The organism is Clostridium thailandense, assembly GCF_019207025.1.
In the GTDB taxonomy this organism is placed as follows: domain Bacteria; phylum Bacillota; class Clostridia; order Clostridiales; family Clostridiaceae; genus Clostridium_AM; species Clostridium_AM thailandense.
On the sequence record NZ_JAEEGC010000054.1, the window covers coordinates 40,989 to 63,553 of the forward strand.

The window sequence follows — 22,565 nt, forward strand, 5'->3', positions numbered from 1 at the left end:
TTAACTCCATCTTCTTCTATCCATAACATTTATAGACAAGAGTATAAAAAATGCACAAAATGATATATAGTAAGCTATTGAGCTTACACTAAGCATTCCCATGTTAAAAGGTTCATAGCGTTTTATTAATGAGAACCAATCAACAAATTTTACTATAAAGCCATCATATAAGTTTTTGTTTTTTAGATAAACTATAAGAACTACCAGAGAACCTATAAGAAAAGTAGAAACACTAATAATTATATTTTGAGCATTGTAATACAAAAATAAGGCTACAATAGCAATCAAAATCTCTGCAAAAATAACTCCAGATGTGATAGTTGTAGGTAATCCGCTGCCTATCCAATCAAGTATAAATATGATAAACAAAATGCCGAAAGTGCTTACTGCAGCAGTGACTTGGTTTTCTGTCAAAGCTGAAATAAAAACCCCTATTGAAATAAAACAAATTCCTATTAGAACAAAACCAATATATGCACCAATGGTTTCTCCTACAGGTATAGAACCAAATTTTTTAAGTATTAAAGGATATATAAAGGTTATTATTACGGCTATAAAAAAGACGGTAGTAGATGCTAAGAATTTACCAACGACTATTTCCCATATTCTTAGTGGTGAAGTTAATAATAGTTGGTCAGTTTTTTCATGGGTCTCACTTGCAATTATTTTCATAGTTAGAATAGGTACGAGAAATAAGAAGACAAAAACCATTGAATAAAGTATATTAGGATAATATCCGCTTCCAGGTATTAAGTTTGATAATGTAAAAAATATCCCTGATAATAATGAGAAAACAAATAAAAAAATATAAGAAGAAGAAGAATGAAAATACGATTTTAATTCTTTACTGAACATTTCCAGCATTTAAAGATTCCTCCTTTGATTCATTAGTTACTTCCAAGAATATTTCTTCTAAAGTTAGATTTAATGGCTTTATCATAAGTAAAGGAATGTTTGCTCTGCTAAAAGCGTAAAATAGAGCTTCTCGTATGTCACAATCATTTTTCCCCTCAACTATTAGATCTATAGTATCAGGTTCTTTAACACCTTCATTAGATACAGAATTTATGTTGGAAACTCCTTTTATAATTTCTTCTGCTTCATTTAGTGAGCTCTTTATCCTTAGTGCTATCTTAGTTCCATAGCTTAGCTTATGCGACAACTCGTCTGGTGTACCTTCTGCAACAATAGAGCCCTTATTTATAATTACAACCCTATCACATATAGCACTTATTTCAGAAAGTATGTGAGAACTTAAAATAATTGTATGTTCTTTGCCAAGTTTTGAAATTAGGTCTCTAATTTCAATAATTTGTTTAGGATCTAATCCAACAGTAGGTTCATCTAATATAAGAATTTCTGGGTCTCCAACTATAGCCTGTGCTAATCCCACCCTTTGTTTATAACCTTTAGAAAGATTTTTTATGAGTCTCTTTCTTACATCAGTCAATTTAATGGATTCTAGAATTGTATCTATATGTTCCTTTCTTTCATTTTTATTAACTTTTTTTAATCTACTTACAAAATTCAAGTATTCTTCAACGGTCATATCGGTATATAAAGGAGGAATTTCTGGTAAATATCCTATTCTTTTTTTAGCTTGAATTGGATTTTTGAATATATCAAATCCATCTACTAATACAGATCCGTCTGTAGCAGATATATACCCTGTTATTATATTCATTGTAGTAGATTTTCCTGCACCGTTTGGACCTAAAAGACCAAGAATTTCACCTTTTTTTATTTCTAAATTAATATTTTTTATAGCGGTATGATTTCCATAACGTTTTGTTATGCTATCAATTTTTATCAAAATTATCACCTCTTAGAATTTTGTTTCACTTGAAATTTATAACAAATAAATATGTCATTTATATGACGGTTCTGTGACATAACTGTAAAATCATTGTTAATAACTATATCCATATTTATTAAATTGTAAACATTTCTAAAAATAATAAAAAAGATTATTTAACATTTCTTGCCGCTAGAGTATAATTAAGTGTAATTTGAGATGAGGAGGAAGAATAATGAAACTTAAGATAAGACATAAATTAGAAATAGCTTTTTCTTTAATTCTAATAACTCTATTTGCAAATATCATAGTAAGTATTAATATAATTAATCATAATAAAAACAGTATCAAAGATGTTAGAGAGAATGCATATAAACAGGTAGAGTATGCTGTTAATATTAATGAGGCTGTTATTCAAGTTCAACAGTTTCTATCTGATGCATCGGCTACAAAAAATGAAGAAAGTTTTACTGATGCAGAAAAATATAAAGCCGAATTTAAAGACTCTATAACTAAATTAGAACAAATTAATCCTGAAACAAAGGATAATATTGAAAAGATAAATAGTGATTTTGATAAATTTTATGAATTGGGCACTAATATGGCTAACGTTTACATAAAAGATGGTTATGAAAAAGGAAATGTATTAATGGAACAATTTGATCCAATGGCAACAAATTTGTCAATTGAAATAAATAAGCTTAGTGATAATAGTAAAAAATTAATGGATACAGACCTTAAAGATATAACTAATGAAATGAATATTAGTTTAATAGTATCTTTAATATTAGGTGGAATTTCATTGATAGTTGCTATTTTTATAGTGTTAAAACTTAGCAAAGCCATAACAAATCCAATTAATAGTATGCTTTTTATTCTTAAAGATTTAGAAATGGGGGAAGGAGATTTAACTGAGAGAATAAATATAGAATCAAGAGATGAAATAGGAACTATGGCAAATTCTTTTAATAATTTTATGGATAAGCTATCTGGTATGGTAGAAAACATTAAAGACAACTCAGTTTTTGTTTCTGAAAGCTCTGAAGCTTTGAATGAAAGTGTTGCAAAGATAGAAATTGGAGCAATTGAAATAAATAATAGTATTAAAAATGTAAAAAGCGATATTGAAAATATAACTAATTCTGTGGAGGAAGTTACTTCAACAATGGACAGTATAGCTCAAGTTTCTTATGTTACGGCAGAAGGTGCACAGGAAATAGTTTCTATGTCAGAACAAATAAATGATATTGCAATTCAGAGTGAGCAGATGGCATTAAGAGCCAAGGAAGAGATGAAAAAAACACAAAAATTATCTATAGATACTATGGATTTAAATAAAAAGTTAGGTATGAAAGCAGAAGAAATAGAAAAAATAGTTGATACTATTAAACAAATTACAGACCAAACAAATTTATTAGCGTTAAATGCATCTATAGAGGCTGCTAGGGCTGGTGAATATGGTAGAGGCTTTAGTGTTGTTGCAGAAGAAATTAGAATTTTGGCTGATAATAATATAAGCTCTACAAAAATGATTTCTGAACTTGTATCTAGTATTCAGAGTATAATTTTAAATACTATAAGTTCAACTATAGAGTCAGGAGAAAATATAAAGCAGGGTACTGCTATAGTAGAAGATGTGCATGAGCAGCTTAGAAAAATTGTAGATAGAATTAATAATATCAATTCTAGGATTGAGAATATGGCGTCTGCTGCTGAAGAGCAAAGTGCATCTACTGAAGAACTTGCTTCTACTATGGAATCAATTAATGATAGCAATTCTAAAATGGCTTTAGAAGTAAGCAGCATAGTAGAAAATGTAAATGTTCAAACAGAGATTATTTTAAAAACTAATAAAATGTCTTCAAAATTAAATAATTTATCTGAGAACTTGAATAATTTAGTTAACAAATTCAAAATCAGCTAGTCAAGTTCTTCAATTGAAGAAATAGCTACTTTATCAGAGAAATTAAATAATTCTACAGAAGAGGCTACTAATGCAGCGGAAAAGTTATTAAATATAGTTAATGATGATGAATAATGTAAAAAATTTAGATGGAGATTGATTAGAATTATAATTGAATCCCCATCTAAATGAAACTTTATTATATTTTTTTAGTTACTCTTCCGGCAAGAGCACTATAAGAGTACAAAAGTACTGCTATAGCATAAGAATTTATAATAGTCATAACCAGTGTTTCTACTATTCTAGGAACCCATAACACCATAAATCCTTTAGCAGCAAGTGCTGGTGTGAATGTTAGTATAAAATAAGTATTCATAGTTGACACTAGTATTCCTGATACACCTATAGAAATAATTAATTTAAAAAAGTTACTATAAACATAACTGTAATTACTGTTGTTATTTCTATTTATTATATTGTTTATTATAAGAAGAGCAAATCCTATAGCTCCAATCAGTATAAGTCCAACACCAAGATATTGAGCCTTTTTACCCATAAACATAAGCATTTTTCCTAAATATGAGCTATGCATAGTTGTAATTATTAATGTGTTAAAAATTCCTATTAAAGTTAATAAAGTGAAGAAAATAATATAATATTTTTTTAAGTTTTCAATTGAAACATCTTTAATCTTTTTCCAAATTAAAGCTGGTAAAAATCCGGCTAAAATGTTAGTTAAAGTAAATACTGGTATATAGGCACCCATAGGCATTATAATTGTACCAAGTATGTCCACTATACCTCCAGCGGCTGCACCGTATAGAGGTCCAAAAAGTAGACCGGGAAGTATATAGAAAATTGCACCAAAACTTACCCTCATAGTAAGAACTCCACCAGCAGTAATCATTATAGAGAAAGATCTTAACACTACTGATATACTTATGCACATAGCTGTAGTTACAAGAAACTTTGTATTCATCTTATTTTTCATTTCATTATCTCCCTATATAATAATATTTTGATAAGATGTATAGGTTTTCATTTCTGAATAAAACAACACCTCTTTTCTCTTTAATGTGTGTCACATTAAAGAGAAAAGAGGTATATAAATACAAAATCTCTTTAATGTAACAGTGGAAGCAATATTGTATCATAAGTTTTAAACTTTTCGTTTAGAGACAACCTCCCATTCTCTAACACTTAATGCACAATATTTACTCTGCTACTTTATTTAAATTATACAAAAGTTGTATAGGTATGTCTATGATTTTTTACAAGAATCACCAATACTTTCAAAAAATATTTTGTATGACTTATTGTGTCATAAAGTTGTAAGTTTTACATGAAAAATTATAACTTTATTGGATATATGTCCAATATAACTATATTTTTTCTGTAAATAATTGAAATAAGATTAGAAAATATGTTGAGATTAATACTGATAATAATGTTGCTAAGTGAGAATTCATATGCTATGCTACAAATGTTTAAAACAATTACTATTCTTGTAATTTTCTACAATAATAAAAAGAAAAGAGGTGAGTTTTAGTGAGAGGTGTTACTTATCGTATTCTCTTACTAAAGATAACTTATGATACTAAAAAATAATGATAATATAACTATTCTTATAGTTGATGATGAAATAAGCATAGTACAATTTATACAAATGGGGTTGGAGGACGAAGGCTTTAAGGTTTACACTGCTTATAATGGAATCGATGCAGTAAGGTTAGCAAAAGAAGTGAATCCTCATGTAATTATTTTAGACATTATGATGCCTGGAATGAATGGATATGAGGTATGCACAGAACTTAAAAAAAGCATTAAAACTTCAATTATAATGCTAACAGCTAAGGATGATGTAGATGATAGGGTTTTAGGTTTGAATCTAGGTGCTGATGATTATATGTTAAAGCCTTTTAGTTTTAAGGAATTAGTAGCTCGTATTAATGCAAGAGTGAGAAATAGTTTTCCTGAACTCACGAGTACAACTTATGTTGGCAACTTCTGCATCGATGATGGAGCTCATGAAATTTCTTTTAATAATGAAGTATTGCAACTATCACCAACAGAATACAATTTATTGAGGTATCTACTAATAAATAATGGCATGGTTTTGAGTAAATCAATGATTATAGAAAAGGTTTGGGGAATTGACTTTAATGGAGAAGAAAATATTGTTGAAGTATATATAAGATATTTAAGAGATAAGATTGGAGATAAAGAGCATAGTATTATTAAAACAGTAAGAGGTCTTGGATATAAGGTGGTAGTATAATAATGAAATTTAAAAACAGATTCAAGATAAAGAGTTTAAGATGGAAGCTTTTAATTCGTTTGTTTTTACTCTTAATACTTTTGCTAGTTATCATGGAAACATCTCAATATGTAATTTTAAGTCACTATTTATCTAGAGGAAAAGAACAACTATTGGAATCTCGTATTCATAATACTGATCCACATAAATTTCTAGAACTACATTCTGAAGAAGATTTAAAAAATAGTGCAAAAGAAATCATAAAGAGAAGTATTGATATGGAAATAGGAATATCTATTATAGATAAAGATGGAGAGGTTATAGAGCAAGGCATTAAAAGTAGAGACAATGCTTTGGTTCCAAATCTTGGCAAAGAAGATTATAAAAGAAAGCTCAATGAAAAGGGAAATCTAGAAGGATTTATAATAGTTAAAGATATGAACGATAATGATACGATAGTTATCTTTCGCAAAATAGGTGATGAACAATCACCTATTGGTTTGATACAAGCAAGTACATCAATGGAACCTATAGAAAGTATATTGCACCGACAATTATATATATATTTGTTTGCTTCAATCTTAATATTAATTATAGGAAGTTTGCTTGGGAGAACAGTACTGAATTATACTTTAAAACCATTGTATAATGTGACAAATGCTGTAGAAGAAGTTACAGTGGGACAGCTAGATATGCGTCTTCCAGTAAATAGTGGGCAACTTGAAATAGATAAACTATCCATTGCTTTTAATAATATGCTCAGTCATATAGAAGAATCTTTTGAAAAGGAACAATATATTACAGAAAAGATGCGTCAATTTATTTCTGATGCATCCCATGAATTAAGAACGCCGCTAACATCTATACATGGTTTTGTAGAAGTATTGCTAAGAGGTGCAGCTAAAGACGAAAAAAAATTGAACTTGGCGCTAAATACGATACTAATGGAAAGTGAAAGGCTAAGTACCTTGGTAAATAATCTGTTATTATTAACTAGATTAGACAAAAAGAATTCGGTAAAAATGAAGACAGAGAATATTGGTGACATCATAAAAGAAATACATCCTCAGTTAAATATAATCGCAGGAAAAAGAAAAATTCAACTACATATAAAAGATGAGCTATCTATTTTGGTAAATAAAGATCAAATTAAGCAGGTTATCTTTAATCTGGTTCAAAATTCTATAATGCATACAGATGCCGAAAATGGAGTTATTGACATACTTGTAAATAAAATAGCTGAAGAAGAAGGTTTTTTGGGAGTAATAGAAGTTGCAGATAACGGTGTTGGCATTTCTGAGGACAACTTAAACAAGATATTTGATAGATTTTTTAGAATAGAGTCTCATAGATCTAGAGAACAAGGTGGATATGGCCTAGGGCTTGCAATTGTTAAGTCAATAGTAGATGGTCATAATGGAAAAATTAAAGTAACCAGTAAACTTGGAAAAGGAACCACATTTTATATATATTTTAAATAAAAACTTCAGAAGTTTATCTGAAGTTTTTATTTAAAAATTCTTCAATGTAAATTATAATTATTCAAATGGACTTTTTTGTTAATAAAATCTATAAATTGACAAAAAAGAATAAAATGATATAATTAGAAACAATAGGAGTAAGTATTTACTCCATGTGGAGGTAATGAAATGGATGTATCATTAATACATAGAAAAGAAGGTATAGTACTTTCAACTATTGAAGCAATAAATGAAGTTGGTATTCAAAACCTTTCTACTAAAATAATTGCTAAGCATGAAGGAGTATCAGAAGGAACTTTATTTAGACACTTTAAAAGTAAAACAGACATTATGATTTCGGTACTTAATCATTTTAGCCAATTTGATGATGCAATTATTGAAGCAAGTAGGAATTTAGCTTTAAATCCAATAGAGACAATAAAATATTTCGTAAATGCTTATGTTGAATATTACGAAAATTATCCAGCAATAACTGCTTTAGTACAAGTATATGACAGTTTACTCGCAGATATTGAATTGAGAGATAAGGTACGAGACATAATAGAAAAAAGATCTGGCTTTATGCTCGATACAATTAAAAAGGCTCAAGCAGAGAAGCTTATCAAACAAGATATAGACTGTGAAGATGTAGAAGATTTAATCCTTGGTGGAACCAGGAGCATATGCTTAAAATGGAGAATGAGTAAATACAATTTTTCTATTAAAAATAGAACCTTATCTATGCTTAACATGATCTTGGATCAAATTGTTTTTAATAAATAGGAGGTGATAGTTTTGGCAGAGCAGTATGTTAACGATCCAATGTTGGAGGTTTTCATTTTTGAAACCTCTCAACAATTAGAGCAGCTTGAACAGTGTGTTATTAACAGTGAGGCAGATAAAGAATACTCTAGCGATACAATTAACGAAATTTTTAGAATTATGCATACTATAAAAAGCTCATCAGCAATGATGCTATTTAATAATATTTCAAAAGTAGCACACTCAACAGAGGATTTATTCTATTTTATTCGCGAAGGTAAAGCTAAAAATATAGATAAGTCAAGTTTGTGTGATTTGGTACTTGAAAGTATAGATTTCATAAAGATAGAATTAGAGAAAATTAAGAACAGAGATAACGCTGATGGTTTAGAGGACTCACTTATCGAAAATATTACTAATTATCTTGAAGTCTTGAAGCAAAATAATAATATAACAGTTCCTTTAGAGACTAATGAATCAACAGAAAAACAATTTTATATACCTGCGAACAAGCTTATGCAGAAAGTGAAAAATAATATGTTTAAGGCTGAAATCTTTTTTCAAGATGGATGTGAAATGGAGAATATAAGGGCTTTTACAGTAATACATAATTTAAAGGATATTACAGATGACTTTTATTATATACCAGAAGATATCATTGAAAATAATGATAGTTGCGAGGCTATAAGAAAAGAAGGATTTAAAATATATTTAAGAACCGATAAAATTTATAAGGATATAGAAAATTTTTTAGAGCAGATTACTTTTCTAGACAGATCAAAGTTAACCCAATTAGAGAACGAAGAGGAATACTACAATAATAAAAATCACAGCACTCTAGATAGAACAATTAAAATTCCTGAGGCTCATGATAACATATCAGAAAAAGAAATACAAAGCATATCAAATAATCAAACTCAGAGTATTATAAGTGTAAATGTAGGAAAACTGGACAAACTTATGGATTTAGTTGGAGAACTAGTAATTGCAGAGGCTATGGTAACTCAAAATACTGATCTTGCTGGATTAACTTTAGATAACTTTCATAAGGCATCAGGGCAGTTAAACAAAATAACTAGTGAAATTCAGGATATGGTAATGTCTATAAGAATGGTTCCAATTGGCAACACGCTCTTAAAAATGAACAGAATTATAAGAGATATGAGTAAAAAACTTGGTAAGGAGATTCATCTCGACATAATTGGCGAGGATACTGAGGTTGATAAGAATGTTATAGAGCATATAGGTGATCCGCTTATGCATATTATAAGAAATGCTGTTGACCATGGGATAGAGACTGTAGAGGAAAGAATAGCAGCAGGTAAGAAAGTGTCAGGAACTATAACTTTAGAGGCTAAAAATGAGGGCAGTGAAGTTCTTATAATTATAAAAGATGATGGAAGAGGATTAAATAAAGATAAAATAATTTTTAAAGCCATGCAGAGCGATTTGCTTCAAAAATCACCAGAAGATATGAGTGACAAAGAGATATTTAATCTTATATTTCTCCCAGGTTTTTCAACGAAAGATAAAGTAACAGAATTTTCTGGTAGAGGGGTAGGCATGGATGTAGTTATTAAAAATATCGAGGCAATAGGCGGTATCATACAGACAGATAGTATAGAAGGAAAAGGAACAACAATAACTCTAAAAATTCCTTTAACTCTAGCTATTATTGATGGAATGAATATAAAGGTAGGAAAGTCGCGTTATACACTTCCTATAGTTTCAATAAAGCAGTCCTTTAGACCAAAGGAAAATGATGTATTTAAAGATCCAGACGGAAATGAAATGATTATGATTAGAGGAAAGTGTTATCCAATATTAAGATTACATAAGTTTTATAAAGTTAAGACTGAAGTAACTGATATGCAGCAAGGTATTATCATAGTAGTAGAAAATGAAAGTAAAACTGTATGTATTTTTGTAGATGAGCTTATTGGAAAGCAACAGGTAGTGGTAAAACCAATACCTAATTATATTAATAATATAAAAAAAATAAAAGGACTTGCAGGGTGCACCTTGTTAGGTGATGGAAGCATAAGTCTTATACTTGCTGTTAATGATTTGATAGGTTAAATACGAAATAAGATTAACTGATGAAGAAAGTTTTGAAATTTCAAGAGAGGAGTAAAAATATATGCCTAATTCTAATGAGCAGTTATTAATAGATAATCGAGAAGATACTCAGAAGGGGAGATTTTTAACCTTTACTCTAGGAAGTGAAGCTTACGGAATAGAAATTAAATATGTCACTGAAATAATAGGTGTTCAAGAAATAACCGAAGTTCCGGAATTACCGGGATACATAAGAGGGATTATTAACCTGAGAGGAAAAATAATACCAGTTATGGATGTAAGATTGAGGTTTGGAAAGGAATTTAAAGAATATAATGATAGGACTTGTGTAATTGTTATAGATATTCAGGATATCTCAGTAGGACTTATAGTAGACAATGTTTCAGAAGTTATATCAATACAGGAACAGGATATAGTAGCACCACCTGATTTAAATAAAGGAAGTGGCAATAAATATATAAAAGGCATAGGAAAAGTAGGAAGTAAAGTTAAACTTTTATTGGATTGCAAAAAGTTACTCACTGATGACGAAATTTTAAGTTTGTAAAATTAATACAAATTTACAGGAGGAATTATTATGAAATGGTTCAGTAATTTAAAGATAAAAACTAAGTTAATATCAAGTTTTATAGTTGTGGCTATTTTTACTGCGGTAGTTGGGGCAGTGGGAATTAGTAGTATGGGGAAAATAAATAAGAGATCAATTGAAATGTATACAAATAATTTTAAGCCAATTACTAATCTTACGAAAGTACAAAAAAATTTACAGTATATCCGTTCAAATTTTTTATTAATGACTTATGAGAAAGATGGAACTAAGCTGCAAGAACGAATTGATGAGATAGCGAAATGGACAGATGAGAATACAAAAGCATTGACTGATTATGAAAAAGGTATTATAACTCAAGAAGAAAAAGATATGGATGCCGAGTTAAATAACAACTTAATTCCATATAGACAGATCCGTTCAGATGTTATAAAGTTACTTCAAGCTGGTAAAATTGCTGAAGCAGATGCAAAGATTAATGAATTTGCAAAAGCAAGAGAAAAGGTTGAGACGGTAATTGAAAAACTCATAGAATTAAATAAAAAGTATGCTGTGGAAGCTAATAATTCAAATGAAGCAAACTTTAAAAGTCAAACTATCATAATGATAATAATTATCGCAGTAAGTACAGGACTTGCTGTACTGCTAGGGCTAATGATTGCTAGTATTATAAGCAAACCTTTAGTTAATTTGGTTGGATTAGCTAATAGAATAGCTGATGGTGATTTGAATATTGAAGTGGATGCAAAAACTAATGATGAAGTTGGTATTTTGAGCAAAGCTTTTGGTAAGATGTCAAATAATATTAATAATGCTATGATAAATATAAGTGCTGCGTCTGAACAAGTAGCTTCTGGTGCAAAGCAGGTTTCTGATTCCAGTATGGCATTATCTCAAGGGGCTACAGAGCAAGCAAGTACAATAGAAGAATTGACTGCTTCTGTAGAAGAAATTTCTTCACATACTAGACAAAATGCGGATAATGCAAATGAAGCCAATGGATTAGCTGAAGTTGCCAAAGACAATGCAATTCAAGGCAATGGTCAGATGGAGGTAATGTTAAAAGCGATGGAAGAAATAAATGAATCCTCTGCCAATATATCTAAAATTATAAAAGTTATAGATGAAATAGCATTTCAAACAAATATTCTTGCATTAAATGCAGCAGTTGAAGCAGCCAGAGCAGGGCAACATGGGAAAGGCTTTGCGGTGGTTGCAGAAGAAGTAAGAAACTTGGCAGCACGTTCAGCAAATGCAGCTAGAGAGACCACTGAGATGATCGAAAGTTCAATAAAGAAGGTTGAAGGTGGCACTAAGATAGCTGCTGATACAGCGGAGGCACTTAATAAAATTGTTAGAGATGTGGATAAGGTGGCTATGATAGTAAATGGCATTGCAGTTGCCTCAAATGAACAAGCAGCAGGCGTTGATCAAATTAGTGAAGGTATTATACAGGTATCAGAAGTAGTTCAGGCAAATTCTTCAACTGCCGAAGAAAGTGCTGCAGCAAGTGAAGAGCTATCAAGTCAAGCTGAACTATTAAGGGATCAAGTAGCAAAGTTTAGATTGAAAAAAAATAATTATTCCTTTTATAATGGAATAGATGAATTAAATCCAGAGTTATTAAGAGTTCTTGAAGATATGAAGGGGAATAGGAAAAGACAGAATCAAGAATTTAATGAAGAAGCAGCGGTTACTTCAACTAAGCCTAAGAATATATCATTAAGTGATGATGAATTTGGGAAATATTAGAATTTGAAATCAGAGAGTCTTTGGGACTCTCTCCTAGTATTTATAGAGCGTAAAAAATTGATTTGTATCTAATTGAGAAATAAGGGCTGCAGTTTACAGAAAGGAGTAGGAGATAATGCCTATACATAGGAAAATTAAAGTACTTGTTGTAGATGATAGTATGATCTTTAGGGAAGTTATAGCAAGGGGTCTAGCAACTGATCCACAGATTGAGGTTGTTGCAACAGCACAGGATCCTTTTGATGCAAGGGACAAAATATTAAAATATGAACCGGATGTTATGACCTGTGATGTTGAAATGCCAAAGATGAATGGCATTGAATTCTTAAGAAGACTACTCCCTCAATATTTGCTTCCAGTAATTGTAGTTAGTACTATAAGTGAAGCAGTATTTGATGCAATGAAGGTAGGCGCAGTAGATTTTGTAACAAAGCCTAACCTTAAACTTGCAAGAACTGTAGAGGAATTCCTTTATGATTTAATAGAAAAAGTAAAAACTGCAGCAGTAGCAAAAGTTTCCATCGAAAATCATAATGATCTAAAAGAAGAGCTATTTGAATCTATAAGAGTGAATTCAAATAGAATTATAGCAATAGGATCATCTACAGGTGGTACAGAAGCAGTTTATAAGATATTAAAGCAGCTTCCTAAAAATAGTCCGGGCATAGTTGTTGTACAACATATTCCTCCTGTTTTTTCTAAAATGTTTGCTGAAAGGCTTAATAATCAAACAAAACTCCAGTGCAAAGAAGCAGAAAACGGAGATTTCGTAGAGATTGGTAGGGTTTTAGTAGCACCTGGTGATCACCATATGAGAATAAGAAAAGTTGGAGAAAAATATAGGATAGAAATTTTTAAAGGGGAAAAGGTGAATGGACATTGTCCATCAGTAGATTTACTTTTTCAATCAGTAGCAAAGGAAGCCGGAGATAAAGCAATAGGAGTAATACTTACCGGTATGGGCTATGATGGTGCAAAAGGGCTTCTTAGCATGAGAAGAAAAGGAGCAAGAACAATTGGGCAAGATGAAAAATCTTCGGTGGTATATGGCATGCCTAAAGTTGCATTTAACATAGGAGCAGTGGAGAAACAGTGCTCTTTGGAGAATATTCATAGACTTATATATTCTATGCTTAAGGAATGAGAGATAAAGCTCAGGGATCACGATATTAAAGGAGAATTAACATATAGGAGGTGATTATCTATTATGTTAGGGAATATGGATTTTGATAGTAAAAATAGTTTTCTAGCTACTACTTTAGCAAGTATAGGTGATGGAGTAATTGCTACTGATATAAGTGGCAATATTATATTCTTTAATGCTGCTGCAGAACAAATAACCGGTTGGAGTAAAAATGAAATTGATCACAAAAAATTCCATGAAATATTTGAATTGGTAAATATAGTCACAAAAGAAATTTTAGAAAGCCCTATTGATACTGTTCTTAAACAGGAAAGTGCAATAGGACTGCGAGAAAATTCTGCTTTAGTTACAAAGCAAGGAGAATATAAATATATATCGGCTAATGTTTCCCCTATAAAGAAAAATGGTGAAACTGTTTCTGGAACAGTAACTGTCTTTAGGGACATTACTAGAATTAGAAGCATAGAACTGGAATTGAAGGAAGAACAAAGTAATTACATGAGGGTATTTAACTCTGCGCCTGTTGGCGTTATAGTTGTTGATGAAAAGGTAATTATTAAAACGGTCAATAAAGCTGCGATAGATTTTCTTGGGAGTAGTGAGGAGTTAAGCATAGGTAAAAAATTTGGAAATGCGTTTTTATGTGAGCAAAGTTTTAAAAGTAAAAAAGGCTGCGGATATAGTCCACAGTGTGCTACTTGTTCTATAAATATAGCTATAGAATTAGCGCTGAAATTTGATTTATCTACAACAAATATTGAGTGCAGTAACACATTTATATTAAATAATCAAAAAAACAAATTATGGTTTAAAGCTAGTATTACTCCAATGAGTGATGGCAGCAGAAAGAATGTTGTTATAGTATTAATGGATATAACAGATAGAATGAACAAAGAACTAGAAGTAGCAAAATCAAGAGATTTCTATCTGAAAATATTTGAAAATTTTCCTTCTATAGTTTGGAAAAATGATACTCATGGGAATACAACATATATAAATAGAAATTGGTCAGAGTTTACAGGAGAGTTTCAAGAAGCAAGTTTAGACCTTGGATGGTTAAATTTTTTACATCCTGAAGATAGAGAGAAATGCTATGAGAGGCATAAAAAGTCTATTAATAAAAGGCAACCCTATGATATAGAATATAGGATGATGCATAAGAGTGGTGAGTATAAATGGATACAGAGTATAAACAGACCATTCTATGATATAGATGGAAAATTTGATGGATATATTGGTATGGGAGTAGATATAACAGATAGAAAAATTGCAGAAGAAGGACTCAAGAGATATGAAATCCTTTCGGAAAGTGTTACAGATATTATACATTTTATAGACATTAAAGGTAACGTTATTGGTGCAAATGAAGCAGCATTGAGATCTTATGGATATACTCATGAAGAGTTTTTAAAACTCAATATAAGAAATTTAAGAGCTGAAGGGCATATAACTGATGAATTACTCAAAAAATGTTATAAAGAAGGAATGTTTTATGAAACTATTCATTACCGTAAGGATAATAGTACATTTCCAGTTGAAATAAGTTCAAAGGGTGCAGTAATTGGAGGTCAAGAGGTTATTGTAAGTATCATTAGGGATATAACCGAAAGAAAAGCTACTGAAAATAGTCTTAAGGCGGCAAAAGAAGATGCGGAGGTTGCTAACAAAACAAAAAGTGAATTTTTAGCAAATATGAGCCATGAAATTAGAACACCTATAAATGGAATAGTAGGTATGGTGGATTTAACTCTTCTTACACAATTAAATAGCGAACAAAAAGAAAATCTTACAGTTATAAAATCCTGTGCAAAATCTTTACTCAAAGTAATTAATGATATTTTAGATTTTTCAAAGATGGAAGCAGGAAAGTTGGTTATTGAAAATATTAATTTTGATATTAAATCTTTGATAGAAGAAACGATTAAATTTCATCTGGCACGAGCTTCTGAAAAAGGTATAGAATTAAATTATATATTCTCAAAAGATATACCCAAATTTGTTTTTGGTGATCCAGGAAGACTCCAACAAATACTTAATAATCTTATAAGCAATGCTATCAAATTTACTGAAGTTGGAGAAGTTTTAATAAAAATTGATAAAGTGAAAATAGAAAATAACGAAGTAGAACTACAATTTGTTGTTGAAGACAGTGGAATAGGAATTGCAGAAGAAAATATAGAAAGGCTATTCAAAAGTTTTAGTCAGATTGACAGTTCTATTACAAGGGAATTTGGAGGAACTGGACTGGGACTTGCAATATCAAAGCAATTATCGGAAATCATGGGCGGCAGACTATGGGTAGAAAGTAAAAAGGAAATAGGAAGTAAGTTTTATCTCACTCTTAAGTTTGGAATAGGTAATACAGTTGAAACACAATCAGTGGATAAAATTCAATTAAAGAAGGTCGATAAAACATATAAGCTATTACTTGCAGAAGATGATAAAATAAATCAAATAGTTATTACTCGTATATTAAAAGAACTAGGATATTTTGTTGACGCTGCTAACAATGGTCTTGAAGCTGTAGAAATGTGTGAGAAAAATTCCTATGACGCTATTTTAATGGACATTCAAATGCCATTAATGGATGGAATTGAAGCTTCTAGAAAAATAAGAGAAAAGAATAAAATAACTCCAATTATAGCAATAACAGCTTATGCACTTAAAGGAGATAGAGAAAGATTTTTAGCACAAGGTATGAATGAATATGTATCTAAACCGATAGAAACTAAGCAATTAGTTAATACTGTTGAAAAAGCTATACATACAAGCAGAAATTTTTCATTTATGTCCAATATATCGGATGTGAGTATCTGCATTGGTGAAAATGGAGAAGTTTCTATAGGCTTAAGAAAAAATGGATATGATGATGAAGGGATGCCGAATCTAAATGAATTATCTAAAGCAATAGATTCTCTAGATAATGCTATATATAAAAGAGAGATTAATATGATTGAAATATTGGCTCATAGAATAAAGAATTTAGCTAATGAGCTAGGAATAGAGGAACTTAAGACTAGTGCATTTAAAGTAGAATTATCAGCAAGACGTGGCAATTATGATGATGCTATAAATAAGGTACAAAATGTTAGAAGAATATTTAATGTTTTGAAAAATCAATTATCTTGAGGAGGGAATATAAAATGAAAATATTAATAGCAGAAGACGATATGATAAGCAGAAAATTTCTTTTCACATTTTTATCTCAATACGGAGAGTGTGATGTTGTTGTAGATGGAATGGAGGCTTTGGATGCATATCTGATTGCAATAAAAGAAAAAGAGCCTTATGATGTAATATGCTTAGATATTATGATGCCTAAGGTGGATGGGGTAAAAGTATTAAAAGCTATAAGAGATTTTGAAAAACAAAGAGGAGTTATGAATGATGAGAAGATAAAGATTATAATGATTACTGCCCTTGCTGATACTGAGTATGTTCACAGAGCCTTTGAAATAGGTTGTGAGGCATATGCTGCAAAGCCTATTGATACTGATAAGTTAATCGAGGTAATGAAAAAATTAGATATTATAAAAAATGTTTAGATGTATAGATACCCACATCAGACACTTAACATATCCCTGCGTATAAGTTAAGTGTCGGCCATGTTTATCTGTAATTGTTGAAGTTAGTAATCTTAGTTAACTTATTTATTATGCCTAAAGCAGATAATTATGTGATCATTTATAAGACCAGTCGCCTGAAGGTAGGAATAAATTATAGTGGATCCTAGAAATCTAAAACCTCTTTTTTTAAAATCTTTACTTATTTTATCGGATAAATCAGAAGTTGCAGGTAATTCTGACACGTTTTTCCAACTATTAGTTATAGGTTTATAATCTACAAACTTCCAAATGTAATTATCAAAACTCCCAAATTCCTTCTGTATGTTTAAAAAAATTTTAGCATTATTTATAGAAGCCTCTATTTTTCTTCTATTTCGTATTATTCCAGCGTTTCCAAGCAATTTATTTATTTTTTCTTCTGAATAAGCTGCAACCTTTATAGGATCAAAATTATCGTAGACGGCTCTATAATTTTCTCGCTTTTTAAGTACTGTTATCCAGCTCAGTCCTGCTTGAGCAGATTCTAGGACAAGAAACTCAAAATGTTTAAGGTCGTTATGAACAGGTGTCCCCCATTCTTCGTCATGATATTTAATATAGAGTGGATCAGTTCCACACCAAGGACATCTTTGCACAATTATTCCACCTTTCATTAGTTTTGATTTATTAATATTATTATACATTATAAATGATTTTTATTTAATTCAACTTATTTATTAATTTATAAGAAAGGCTTGTGCGGTTATGAAATTAAAATCAAAGTTATTAATATCGTTATTAATTCTCATTATTGTTCCACTTGTAACAGATATTGGCATTACTTATTTTAGTATTAAAAATAGTATTAACAATATAGATGAAAAAAGGGCCTATGATAATCTTGATAGTGTAGATAACTATATTAATTTTATAGTAAATAGTCATAAGAATTCATATGTAGCTTGGACACCTTGGAGTGATTTGTACAACGCAATAAATGAAAAAGATGTTGATTGGATTAATAGTAATGTTTCCAGTTCTGTAAAAGAAAATACAGATAATGAAATAATAATGGTTATGAATTCCGACGGTACTGTTTTATCTGAAGACAATGCTCCTGACCAGTGGAAAAATATTAATTTAAATAATTTAAATTTGTTTAAAAGCTTTGCCAATAATACTCCTTGTGTTAGTGGGCTTGAAATGACTTCTGAAGGTTTATATGTTGTAAGTATAGCTAAAGTTGTGAAGGATGATGATGGAAATTTTAGTGATTGCGATGGGTACATTTTTTATGCAAGAAAAATTAAAAATTCTTCAACTGTTGATGGACATTTAAACAAAGGTCTTATAGATTTAGGTAAGGATATTGTAGGAGCTGAAATTACTTTAAAGCTTGATAATGGGGTAGTTATATCCACAGGAAAAAACAACATGGATGTTAAATATAAATCTTCTGATTTTAAAGACAGTGAAGTAAAAATATCCAAAAAAACTTTAGGAAACTCAATTATTATACAAACCGAAAAGGTCTTAAAAGATGCAGAGGGTAAATCTATAGGAGTATTATCAGTTGAATCTAAAAATACAATTGGAATTATTGCTTTGAACCAATTGGCTAAAAATTCCATAATACTAGTATTAATATTGATGGTTTCTGTAATAGTTGTATCATTTGTAATAATTAATATTGGTTTAAAACCGATAAAGATCATTATTGATGAATTTAATAAAATAGCCTCAGGTGATTTAACAACTAGCATTGAAGAAAAAATGTTGGAAAAATACTCGAATAAAAAGGATGAAATTGGTGATTTTTCACGAGCTTTTAATTTAATGAAATCAAAACTTCAGGTAATGTTTTCAAATATAAACAAATCTGTAGATGTGGTTGTAGATACGTCAAATACTTTATCAAAAATTGCTAGAACTGCCAATCAAGCAGCATCAAAAACTTCCAGTACGATCGACAATATGACTTATGAAGCAATTAAGCAGTCTGAGTGCGCGGCTTCAGTATTGAAAATGATGGAAAGTGCTCAAAATCAGGTTAATGAGGGAACTAATGAATTATTTGCAGCTGTTGATGGCGTTGGCAAAGCTACAAACATTGTGAATTCTAGCAATAGCTCTATAATGGAAGCTGCCAATTATATTGATACAATGGCTAAAAGCTTAAACAGATCATCAAAATCTATAGTCAAATTAAAAAATAAATCGATTGAGATTGTAAGTATTGTAAGTGCAATTAAAGGTATCTCAGAGCAGACAAATCTTTTAGCATTAAATGCTGCTATAGAAGCCTCTCGTGCTGGAGAACATGGAAAAGGATTTTCTGTTGTTGCGGATGAAATCAGAAAGTTATCTGAAGAATCGAGTAGCGAAGCAGAAAATATTGAAAAGTTAGTATCAGATATTCAAGAGGAAACAGATTTAACTGCTCGAACAATAGAAAACAATTTAATCGATTTTAACAAGCAGGCTGAACTTGTTAAAAGTGGAGAAAATGGACTTAAAGAAGCAGTCGGAAATATTAATAGTACTAAGGAAAATTCAATTCAGCTTCATAAGACTCTAAGTATTATTAAAGAATATGTTGATTATACTTTCATAGATATAAAGAAAATTACGGAGTCAATCACTGATTCAACTAATAATTCAGAGCATTTGTCTAGTACATTCCAAGAGCAGCTCTCTATAATTAATCAGTTATCACAAAGCTCACAGGATTTGTACAGACTTGCAGACGAATTAAGCACTGAAGTAAAGAAATTTAAGATATAACATTACAATAAATGGCCTAGGAGTTTTTAGAATTCCTAGGCTGTTAATTTGACAAAAAACAAAGAATTTCTTATCTAATTGAAGCTATATTGAGTTTATCTAACTTAATATAGCTATTTACATGGTTATTTAATTAAAAAATAGAATTGATGATTCATTACATCTGTTCTATTATATATATAACAAATATAACTTTCATAAAAATTAAGAAAGACACTTATTAAAACAATATGATTAGGAGGTAATAGTACATGCTGTTGAAAATAGAATTTGAATCGGATATACCAATATATGTTCAGCTCAAAAGGCAAATTATACAGGGAATAGCAAAAAGCGAATTACAAGAAGGGGACAGCTTACCTTCAGTACGTCAAATGGCAGAAGATATAGGAATAAATATGCATACCGTAAATAAGGCCTATAACATACTTAAGGGAGACGGATTTGTAAGTATAGATAGAAGAAAAGGAGCGATAATAAATAAAATACCTGCACCAATCTCTCAGGAGTTAAAAGATAATTTAAGAGAAGAGATAGATTCAATTGTGGCAGAATTTTATTGCAGAGGTGTTGAGAAAGAGGAATTTTTAAATATATGTAAAGAGATATATGAAAAATATAAACAGAGATAAAATAAAGCCTTTGATAAATAAAAGTTTTATAAAACAAAAAGATATTTATGGAGGAATCTATATGAGAAACTCACTTATTTCTATGATCACAATAGTACCTATTATTACAATTATTTTTATAATTCAAATTATGATGCCAAAGCTTACAAGAAAGGATATATACTTTGGAATTAGAATACCAGAAGAGCAGTTAGAAAATGAAGAGCTTAAAAAAATTTACAGAGAATATATAAAAAACAATGTATTGTTTTTTATATTTTATATATTGGTAAATTGGTTTCTTTTAATATATCTCAACCATTTAATTAATTTCTTAAAAGCAGTAGAAATTTTTTTGTACTTAGCTGTAACCTTTTATATTTACTATATTGGAAATAAAAAGGTTAAAGTTATAAAGGAGAGAAATGGGTGGTATAAGAATAAAAAATCGGCAGTAGTGGTTGATACTAATTTCTCTAAAGAAAAAGGTGGCAAAATGCTTGCTTCACCATGGTGGTTTTTAATTCCTGCAGCTATAATACTTGTAAATGTAATTATAGCCTTCAACGCTTATAATAGAGTTCCAGAAACTTTTCCTATACATTGGAACTCACTAGGTCAGGCAGATAACTGGGCAAAAAAGTCCTATAAATCTGTTTTATCAGTTCCAGTAGCTCAGTGTTTTATAACTATAGTTATGTTTTTCAGCTTTAAAATTATTGGGTGGTCTAAGCAACAGATAAGCGCTTCAAAGCCAGAAATATCAAAAGAGCAAAATAGAATATTTAGATATAGGTGGTCAATGTATCTAATAGCTATGGCTGTTATGATAAATTTGTTTTTTACTTTTATTAACTTGACTACGTTACAAGTGATAAAAAGTAACTATAAAATTATGAGTATGTTTTCTATTTCCTTTGCAATTATAGCTTGCATCGGAAGCTTGATTATGAGCATAAAGACAGGTCAGGGTGGAAGTAGGATAAAGATACAAAGCAAAGAAGGCAAGTTAAATAGTTTGCTTGATAGAGATGATGATAGGTATTGGAAGTTTGGTAATAGTATTTATGTTAATAAAGATGATCCTTCGTTGTTTGTGGAAAAAAGATTCGGAATAGGTTGGACCATGAACTTCGGAAGAATCGAAAGTATTATTATATTAGTTATATTTTTAATAATAATACTTTCAATGAAGTTTTTCCTGAAGTAAGATTATTAATAGTAACTATTGATAATAATTGAAAAAATTTAAAGTAGCCGCTCACTTGAAGTGTGACATAAATGTCAGACAAAATAAAATTTAGGATGTACTTCACACTGGTGGCTACTTTTATTCAAAAACTTGAACAAATTATTGTTAGTTCGTTTTTGATTTTATAATTCTTCTGGATCAGTAGTTGGTATCTTGAGGGGTTTCTACATAAGCTGTGCCCTCAGGAAGTCCTACTACATAGTGAAAAGTGGTCTCACTGGGATAAGAAAAATGATTATAATCGTTAGCATATGTGCCAATAAGTAACCAGCCTTGCTCTAATCTTTTATTTACATCATTCACAATAGTTAAATCTTCAACTTTTTTAATGGTTTTCAGATCCATATAGTCACCTCTATTTAATTTAATTTTTATAAAAGTACATGGAATTCTTCTATTATTGTAATTTATGTTTATTATTTGATTGAAGAAAGTTATTTATACTTTGAATAGTACAACAGAAATTTTAAAGTTAAAGTATTAGTTTAAAATCTAATATTTATTTTTAGCATAATATTGATTTAATCGGGATACAATACATAAGGGAAAAGTAAATTAACATAATGACGCGGGGTGGAGCAGCTGGTAGCTCGTCGGGCTCATAACCCGAAGGTCGTAGGTTCGAGTCCTGCCCCCGCAACCAAAAGTATTGGCATATAGAGCAACATTTAGAG

At 30.1% G+C, this 22,565-nt stretch carries 18 protein-coding genes, 1 tRNA gene and 1 riboswitch; of the genes, 14 read left to right on the plus strand and 5 right to left on the minus strand.

Annotated elements, in window-relative coordinates; translation table 11 throughout:
* Both I6U48_RS12875 and I6U48_RS12880 read right to left on the minus strand, forming a co-directional pair.
* Positions 1-864, minus strand: a complete 864-nt coding sequence (locus tag I6U48_RS12875) for an ABC transporter permease (protein WP_218320872.1) — start codon at positions 862-864, stop codon at positions 1-3.
* A complete protein-coding gene (locus I6U48_RS12880) occupies positions 845-1,813 on the minus strand; it encodes an ABC transporter ATP-binding protein (protein WP_218320873.1) in 969 nt (322 codons plus the stop codon). The genes I6U48_RS12875 and I6U48_RS12880 overlap by 20 nt, the downstream gene beginning before the upstream one ends.
* A gap of 217 nt (positions 1,814-2,030) precedes the next feature.
* On the opposite strand from I6U48_RS12880, the gene I6U48_RS12885 reads away from it, so the two are divergent.
* Positions 2,031-3,719: a methyl-accepting chemotaxis protein gene (locus I6U48_RS12885; RefSeq protein ID WP_218320874.1), complete on the plus strand. Its 1,689-nt coding sequence runs from the start codon at positions 2,031-2,033 to the stop codon at positions 3,717-3,719.
* 178 nt (positions 3,720-3,897) lie between these two features.
* Here the strand turns inward: I6U48_RS12885 and I6U48_RS12890 are convergent, their stop codons facing one another.
* Positions 3,898-4,689 (minus strand): folate family ECF transporter S component, encoded by a 792-nt coding sequence (locus I6U48_RS12890; protein ID WP_218320875.1) that lies wholly within the window; start codon positions 4,687-4,689, stop codon positions 3,898-3,900.
* 138 nt (positions 4,690-4,827) lie between these two features.
* A riboswitch (THF riboswitch) is annotated at positions 4,828-4,922 on the minus strand.
* Positions 4,923-5,289: 367 nt separating this feature from the next.
* On the opposite strand from I6U48_RS12890, the gene I6U48_RS12895 reads away from it, so the two are divergent.
* The 9 genes from I6U48_RS12895 to I6U48_RS12935 all read left to right on the plus strand — a co-directional run bounded on the left by I6U48_RS12895 (position 5,290) and on the right by I6U48_RS12935 (position 17,244).
* Complete coding sequence (locus I6U48_RS12895) at positions 5,290-5,976, plus strand: response regulator transcription factor (RefSeq protein ID WP_218320876.1); 687 nt, start codon at positions 5,290-5,292, stop codon at positions 5,974-5,976.
* 2 nt (positions 5,977-5,978) lie between these two features.
* Positions 5,979-7,436, plus strand: a complete 1,458-nt coding sequence (locus I6U48_RS12900) for a sensor histidine kinase (protein ID WP_218320877.1) — start codon at positions 5,979-5,981, stop codon at positions 7,434-7,436.
* A 168-nt stretch (positions 7,437-7,604) separates the two neighbouring features.
* Complete coding sequence (locus I6U48_RS12905; protein WP_218320878.1) at positions 7,605-8,198, plus strand: TetR/AcrR family transcriptional regulator; 594 nt, start codon at positions 7,605-7,607, stop codon at positions 8,196-8,198.
* Between the two features lie 12 nt (positions 8,199-8,210).
* A complete protein-coding gene (locus I6U48_RS12910) occupies positions 8,211-10,256 on the plus strand; it encodes a chemotaxis protein CheA (RefSeq protein ID WP_218320879.1) in 2,046 nt (681 codons plus the stop codon).
* A 61-nt stretch (positions 10,257-10,317) separates the two neighbouring features.
* On the plus strand, positions 10,318-10,803 hold the full coding sequence (locus I6U48_RS12915) for a chemotaxis protein CheW (protein ID WP_218320880.1): 486 nt from the start codon (positions 10,318-10,320) through the stop codon (positions 10,801-10,803).
* 30 nt (positions 10,804-10,833) lie between these two features.
* Positions 10,834-12,555, plus strand: a complete 1,722-nt coding sequence (locus I6U48_RS12920; RefSeq protein WP_218320881.1) for a methyl-accepting chemotaxis protein — start codon at positions 10,834-10,836, stop codon at positions 12,553-12,555.
* Positions 12,556-12,670: 115 nt separating this feature from the next.
* Entirely contained in the window at positions 12,671-13,699 is a 1,029-nt protein-coding gene (locus I6U48_RS12925; RefSeq protein WP_218320882.1) for a protein-glutamate methylesterase/protein-glutamine glutaminase, read from the plus strand.
* 63 nt (positions 13,700-13,762) lie between these two features.
* Positions 13,763-16,828: a PAS domain S-box protein gene (locus I6U48_RS12930; RefSeq protein ID WP_218320883.1), complete on the plus strand. Its 3,066-nt coding sequence runs from the start codon at positions 13,763-13,765 to the stop codon at positions 16,826-16,828.
* Between the two features lie 14 nt (positions 16,829-16,842).
* A complete protein-coding gene (locus I6U48_RS12935) occupies positions 16,843-17,244 on the plus strand; it encodes a response regulator (RefSeq protein ID WP_218320884.1) in 402 nt (133 codons plus the stop codon).
* A gap of 101 nt (positions 17,245-17,345) precedes the next feature.
* Here the strand turns inward: I6U48_RS12935 and I6U48_RS12940 are convergent, their stop codons facing one another.
* Complete coding sequence (locus tag I6U48_RS12940) at positions 17,346-17,903, minus strand: DNA-3-methyladenine glycosylase I (protein WP_376774553.1); 558 nt, start codon at positions 17,901-17,903, stop codon at positions 17,346-17,348.
* 106 nt (positions 17,904-18,009) lie between these two features.
* Here I6U48_RS12940 and I6U48_RS12945 point away from each other — a divergent pair, with 106 nt between their 5' ends.
* From I6U48_RS12945 to I6U48_RS12955, 3 genes are all read left to right on the plus strand, one after another.
* Positions 18,010-20,028 carry a methyl-accepting chemotaxis protein gene (locus tag I6U48_RS12945; RefSeq protein WP_218320885.1) on the plus strand — a complete coding sequence of 673 codons (2,019 nt, stop codon included), beginning with the start codon at positions 18,010-18,012 and terminating at the stop codon, positions 20,026-20,028.
* 251 nt (positions 20,029-20,279) lie between these two features.
* Positions 20,280-20,660 (plus strand): GntR family transcriptional regulator, encoded by a 381-nt coding sequence (locus I6U48_RS12950; protein ID WP_218320886.1) that lies wholly within the window; start codon positions 20,280-20,282, stop codon positions 20,658-20,660.
* A gap of 61 nt (positions 20,661-20,721) precedes the next feature.
* Entirely contained in the window at positions 20,722-21,849 is a 1,128-nt protein-coding gene (locus I6U48_RS12955) for a DUF1648 domain-containing protein (RefSeq protein ID WP_218320887.1), read from the plus strand.
* A gap of 180 nt (positions 21,850-22,029) precedes the next feature.
* Here the strand turns inward: I6U48_RS12955 and I6U48_RS12960 are convergent, their stop codons facing one another.
* Positions 22,030-22,236 carry a hypothetical protein gene (locus tag I6U48_RS12960; protein ID WP_218320888.1) on the minus strand — a complete coding sequence of 69 codons (207 nt, stop codon included), beginning with the start codon at positions 22,234-22,236 and terminating at the stop codon, positions 22,030-22,032.
* 222 nt (positions 22,237-22,458) lie between these two features.
* Between I6U48_RS12960 and I6U48_RS12965 the strand changes: the two genes are divergently transcribed.
* Positions 22,459-22,534, plus strand: a tRNA-Met gene (locus tag I6U48_RS12965).
* Positions 22,535-22,565: the final 31 nt, after the last annotated feature.

Coding starts and splice junctions, on each gene's coding strand:
- I6U48_RS12875 (WP_218320872.1), bottom strand. CDS start 864: ATGCTGGAAATGTTCAGTAAAGAATTAAAATCGTATTTTCATTCTTCT.
- I6U48_RS12885 (WP_218320874.1), top strand. CDS start 2,031: ATGAAACTTAAGATAAGACATAAATTAGAAATAGCTTTTTCTTTAATT.
- I6U48_RS12890 (WP_218320875.1), bottom strand. CDS start 4,689: ATGAAAAATAAGATGAATACAAAGTTTCTTGTAACTACAGCTATGTGC.
- I6U48_RS12895 (WP_218320876.1), top strand. CDS start 5,290: ATGATACTAAAAAATAATGATAATATAACTATTCTTATAGTTGATGAT.
- I6U48_RS12900 (WP_218320877.1), top strand. CDS start 5,979: ATGAAATTTAAAAACAGATTCAAGATAAAGAGTTTAAGATGGAAGCTT.
- I6U48_RS12905 (WP_218320878.1), top strand. CDS start 7,605: ATGGATGTATCATTAATACATAGAAAAGAAGGTATAGTACTTTCAACT.
- I6U48_RS12915 (WP_218320880.1), top strand. CDS start 10,318: ATGCCTAATTCTAATGAGCAGTTATTAATAGATAATCGAGAAGATACT.
- I6U48_RS12920 (WP_218320881.1), top strand. CDS start 10,834: ATGAAATGGTTCAGTAATTTAAAGATAAAAACTAAGTTAATATCAAGT.
- I6U48_RS12925 (WP_218320882.1), top strand. CDS start 12,671: ATGCCTATACATAGGAAAATTAAAGTACTTGTTGTAGATGATAGTATG.
- I6U48_RS12930 (WP_218320883.1), top strand. CDS start 13,763: ATGTTAGGGAATATGGATTTTGATAGTAAAAATAGTTTTCTAGCTACT.
- I6U48_RS12935 (WP_218320884.1), top strand. CDS start 16,843: ATGAAAATATTAATAGCAGAAGACGATATGATAAGCAGAAAATTTCTT.
- I6U48_RS12945 (WP_218320885.1), top strand. CDS start 18,010: ATGAAATTAAAATCAAAGTTATTAATATCGTTATTAATTCTCATTATT.
- I6U48_RS12950 (WP_218320886.1), top strand. CDS start 20,280: ATGCTGTTGAAAATAGAATTTGAATCGGATATACCAATATATGTTCAG.
- I6U48_RS12955 (WP_218320887.1), top strand. CDS start 20,722: ATGAGAAACTCACTTATTTCTATGATCACAATAGTACCTATTATTACA.
- I6U48_RS12960 (WP_218320888.1), bottom strand. CDS start 22,236: ATGGATCTGAAAACCATTAAAAAAGTTGAAGATTTAACTATTGTGAAT.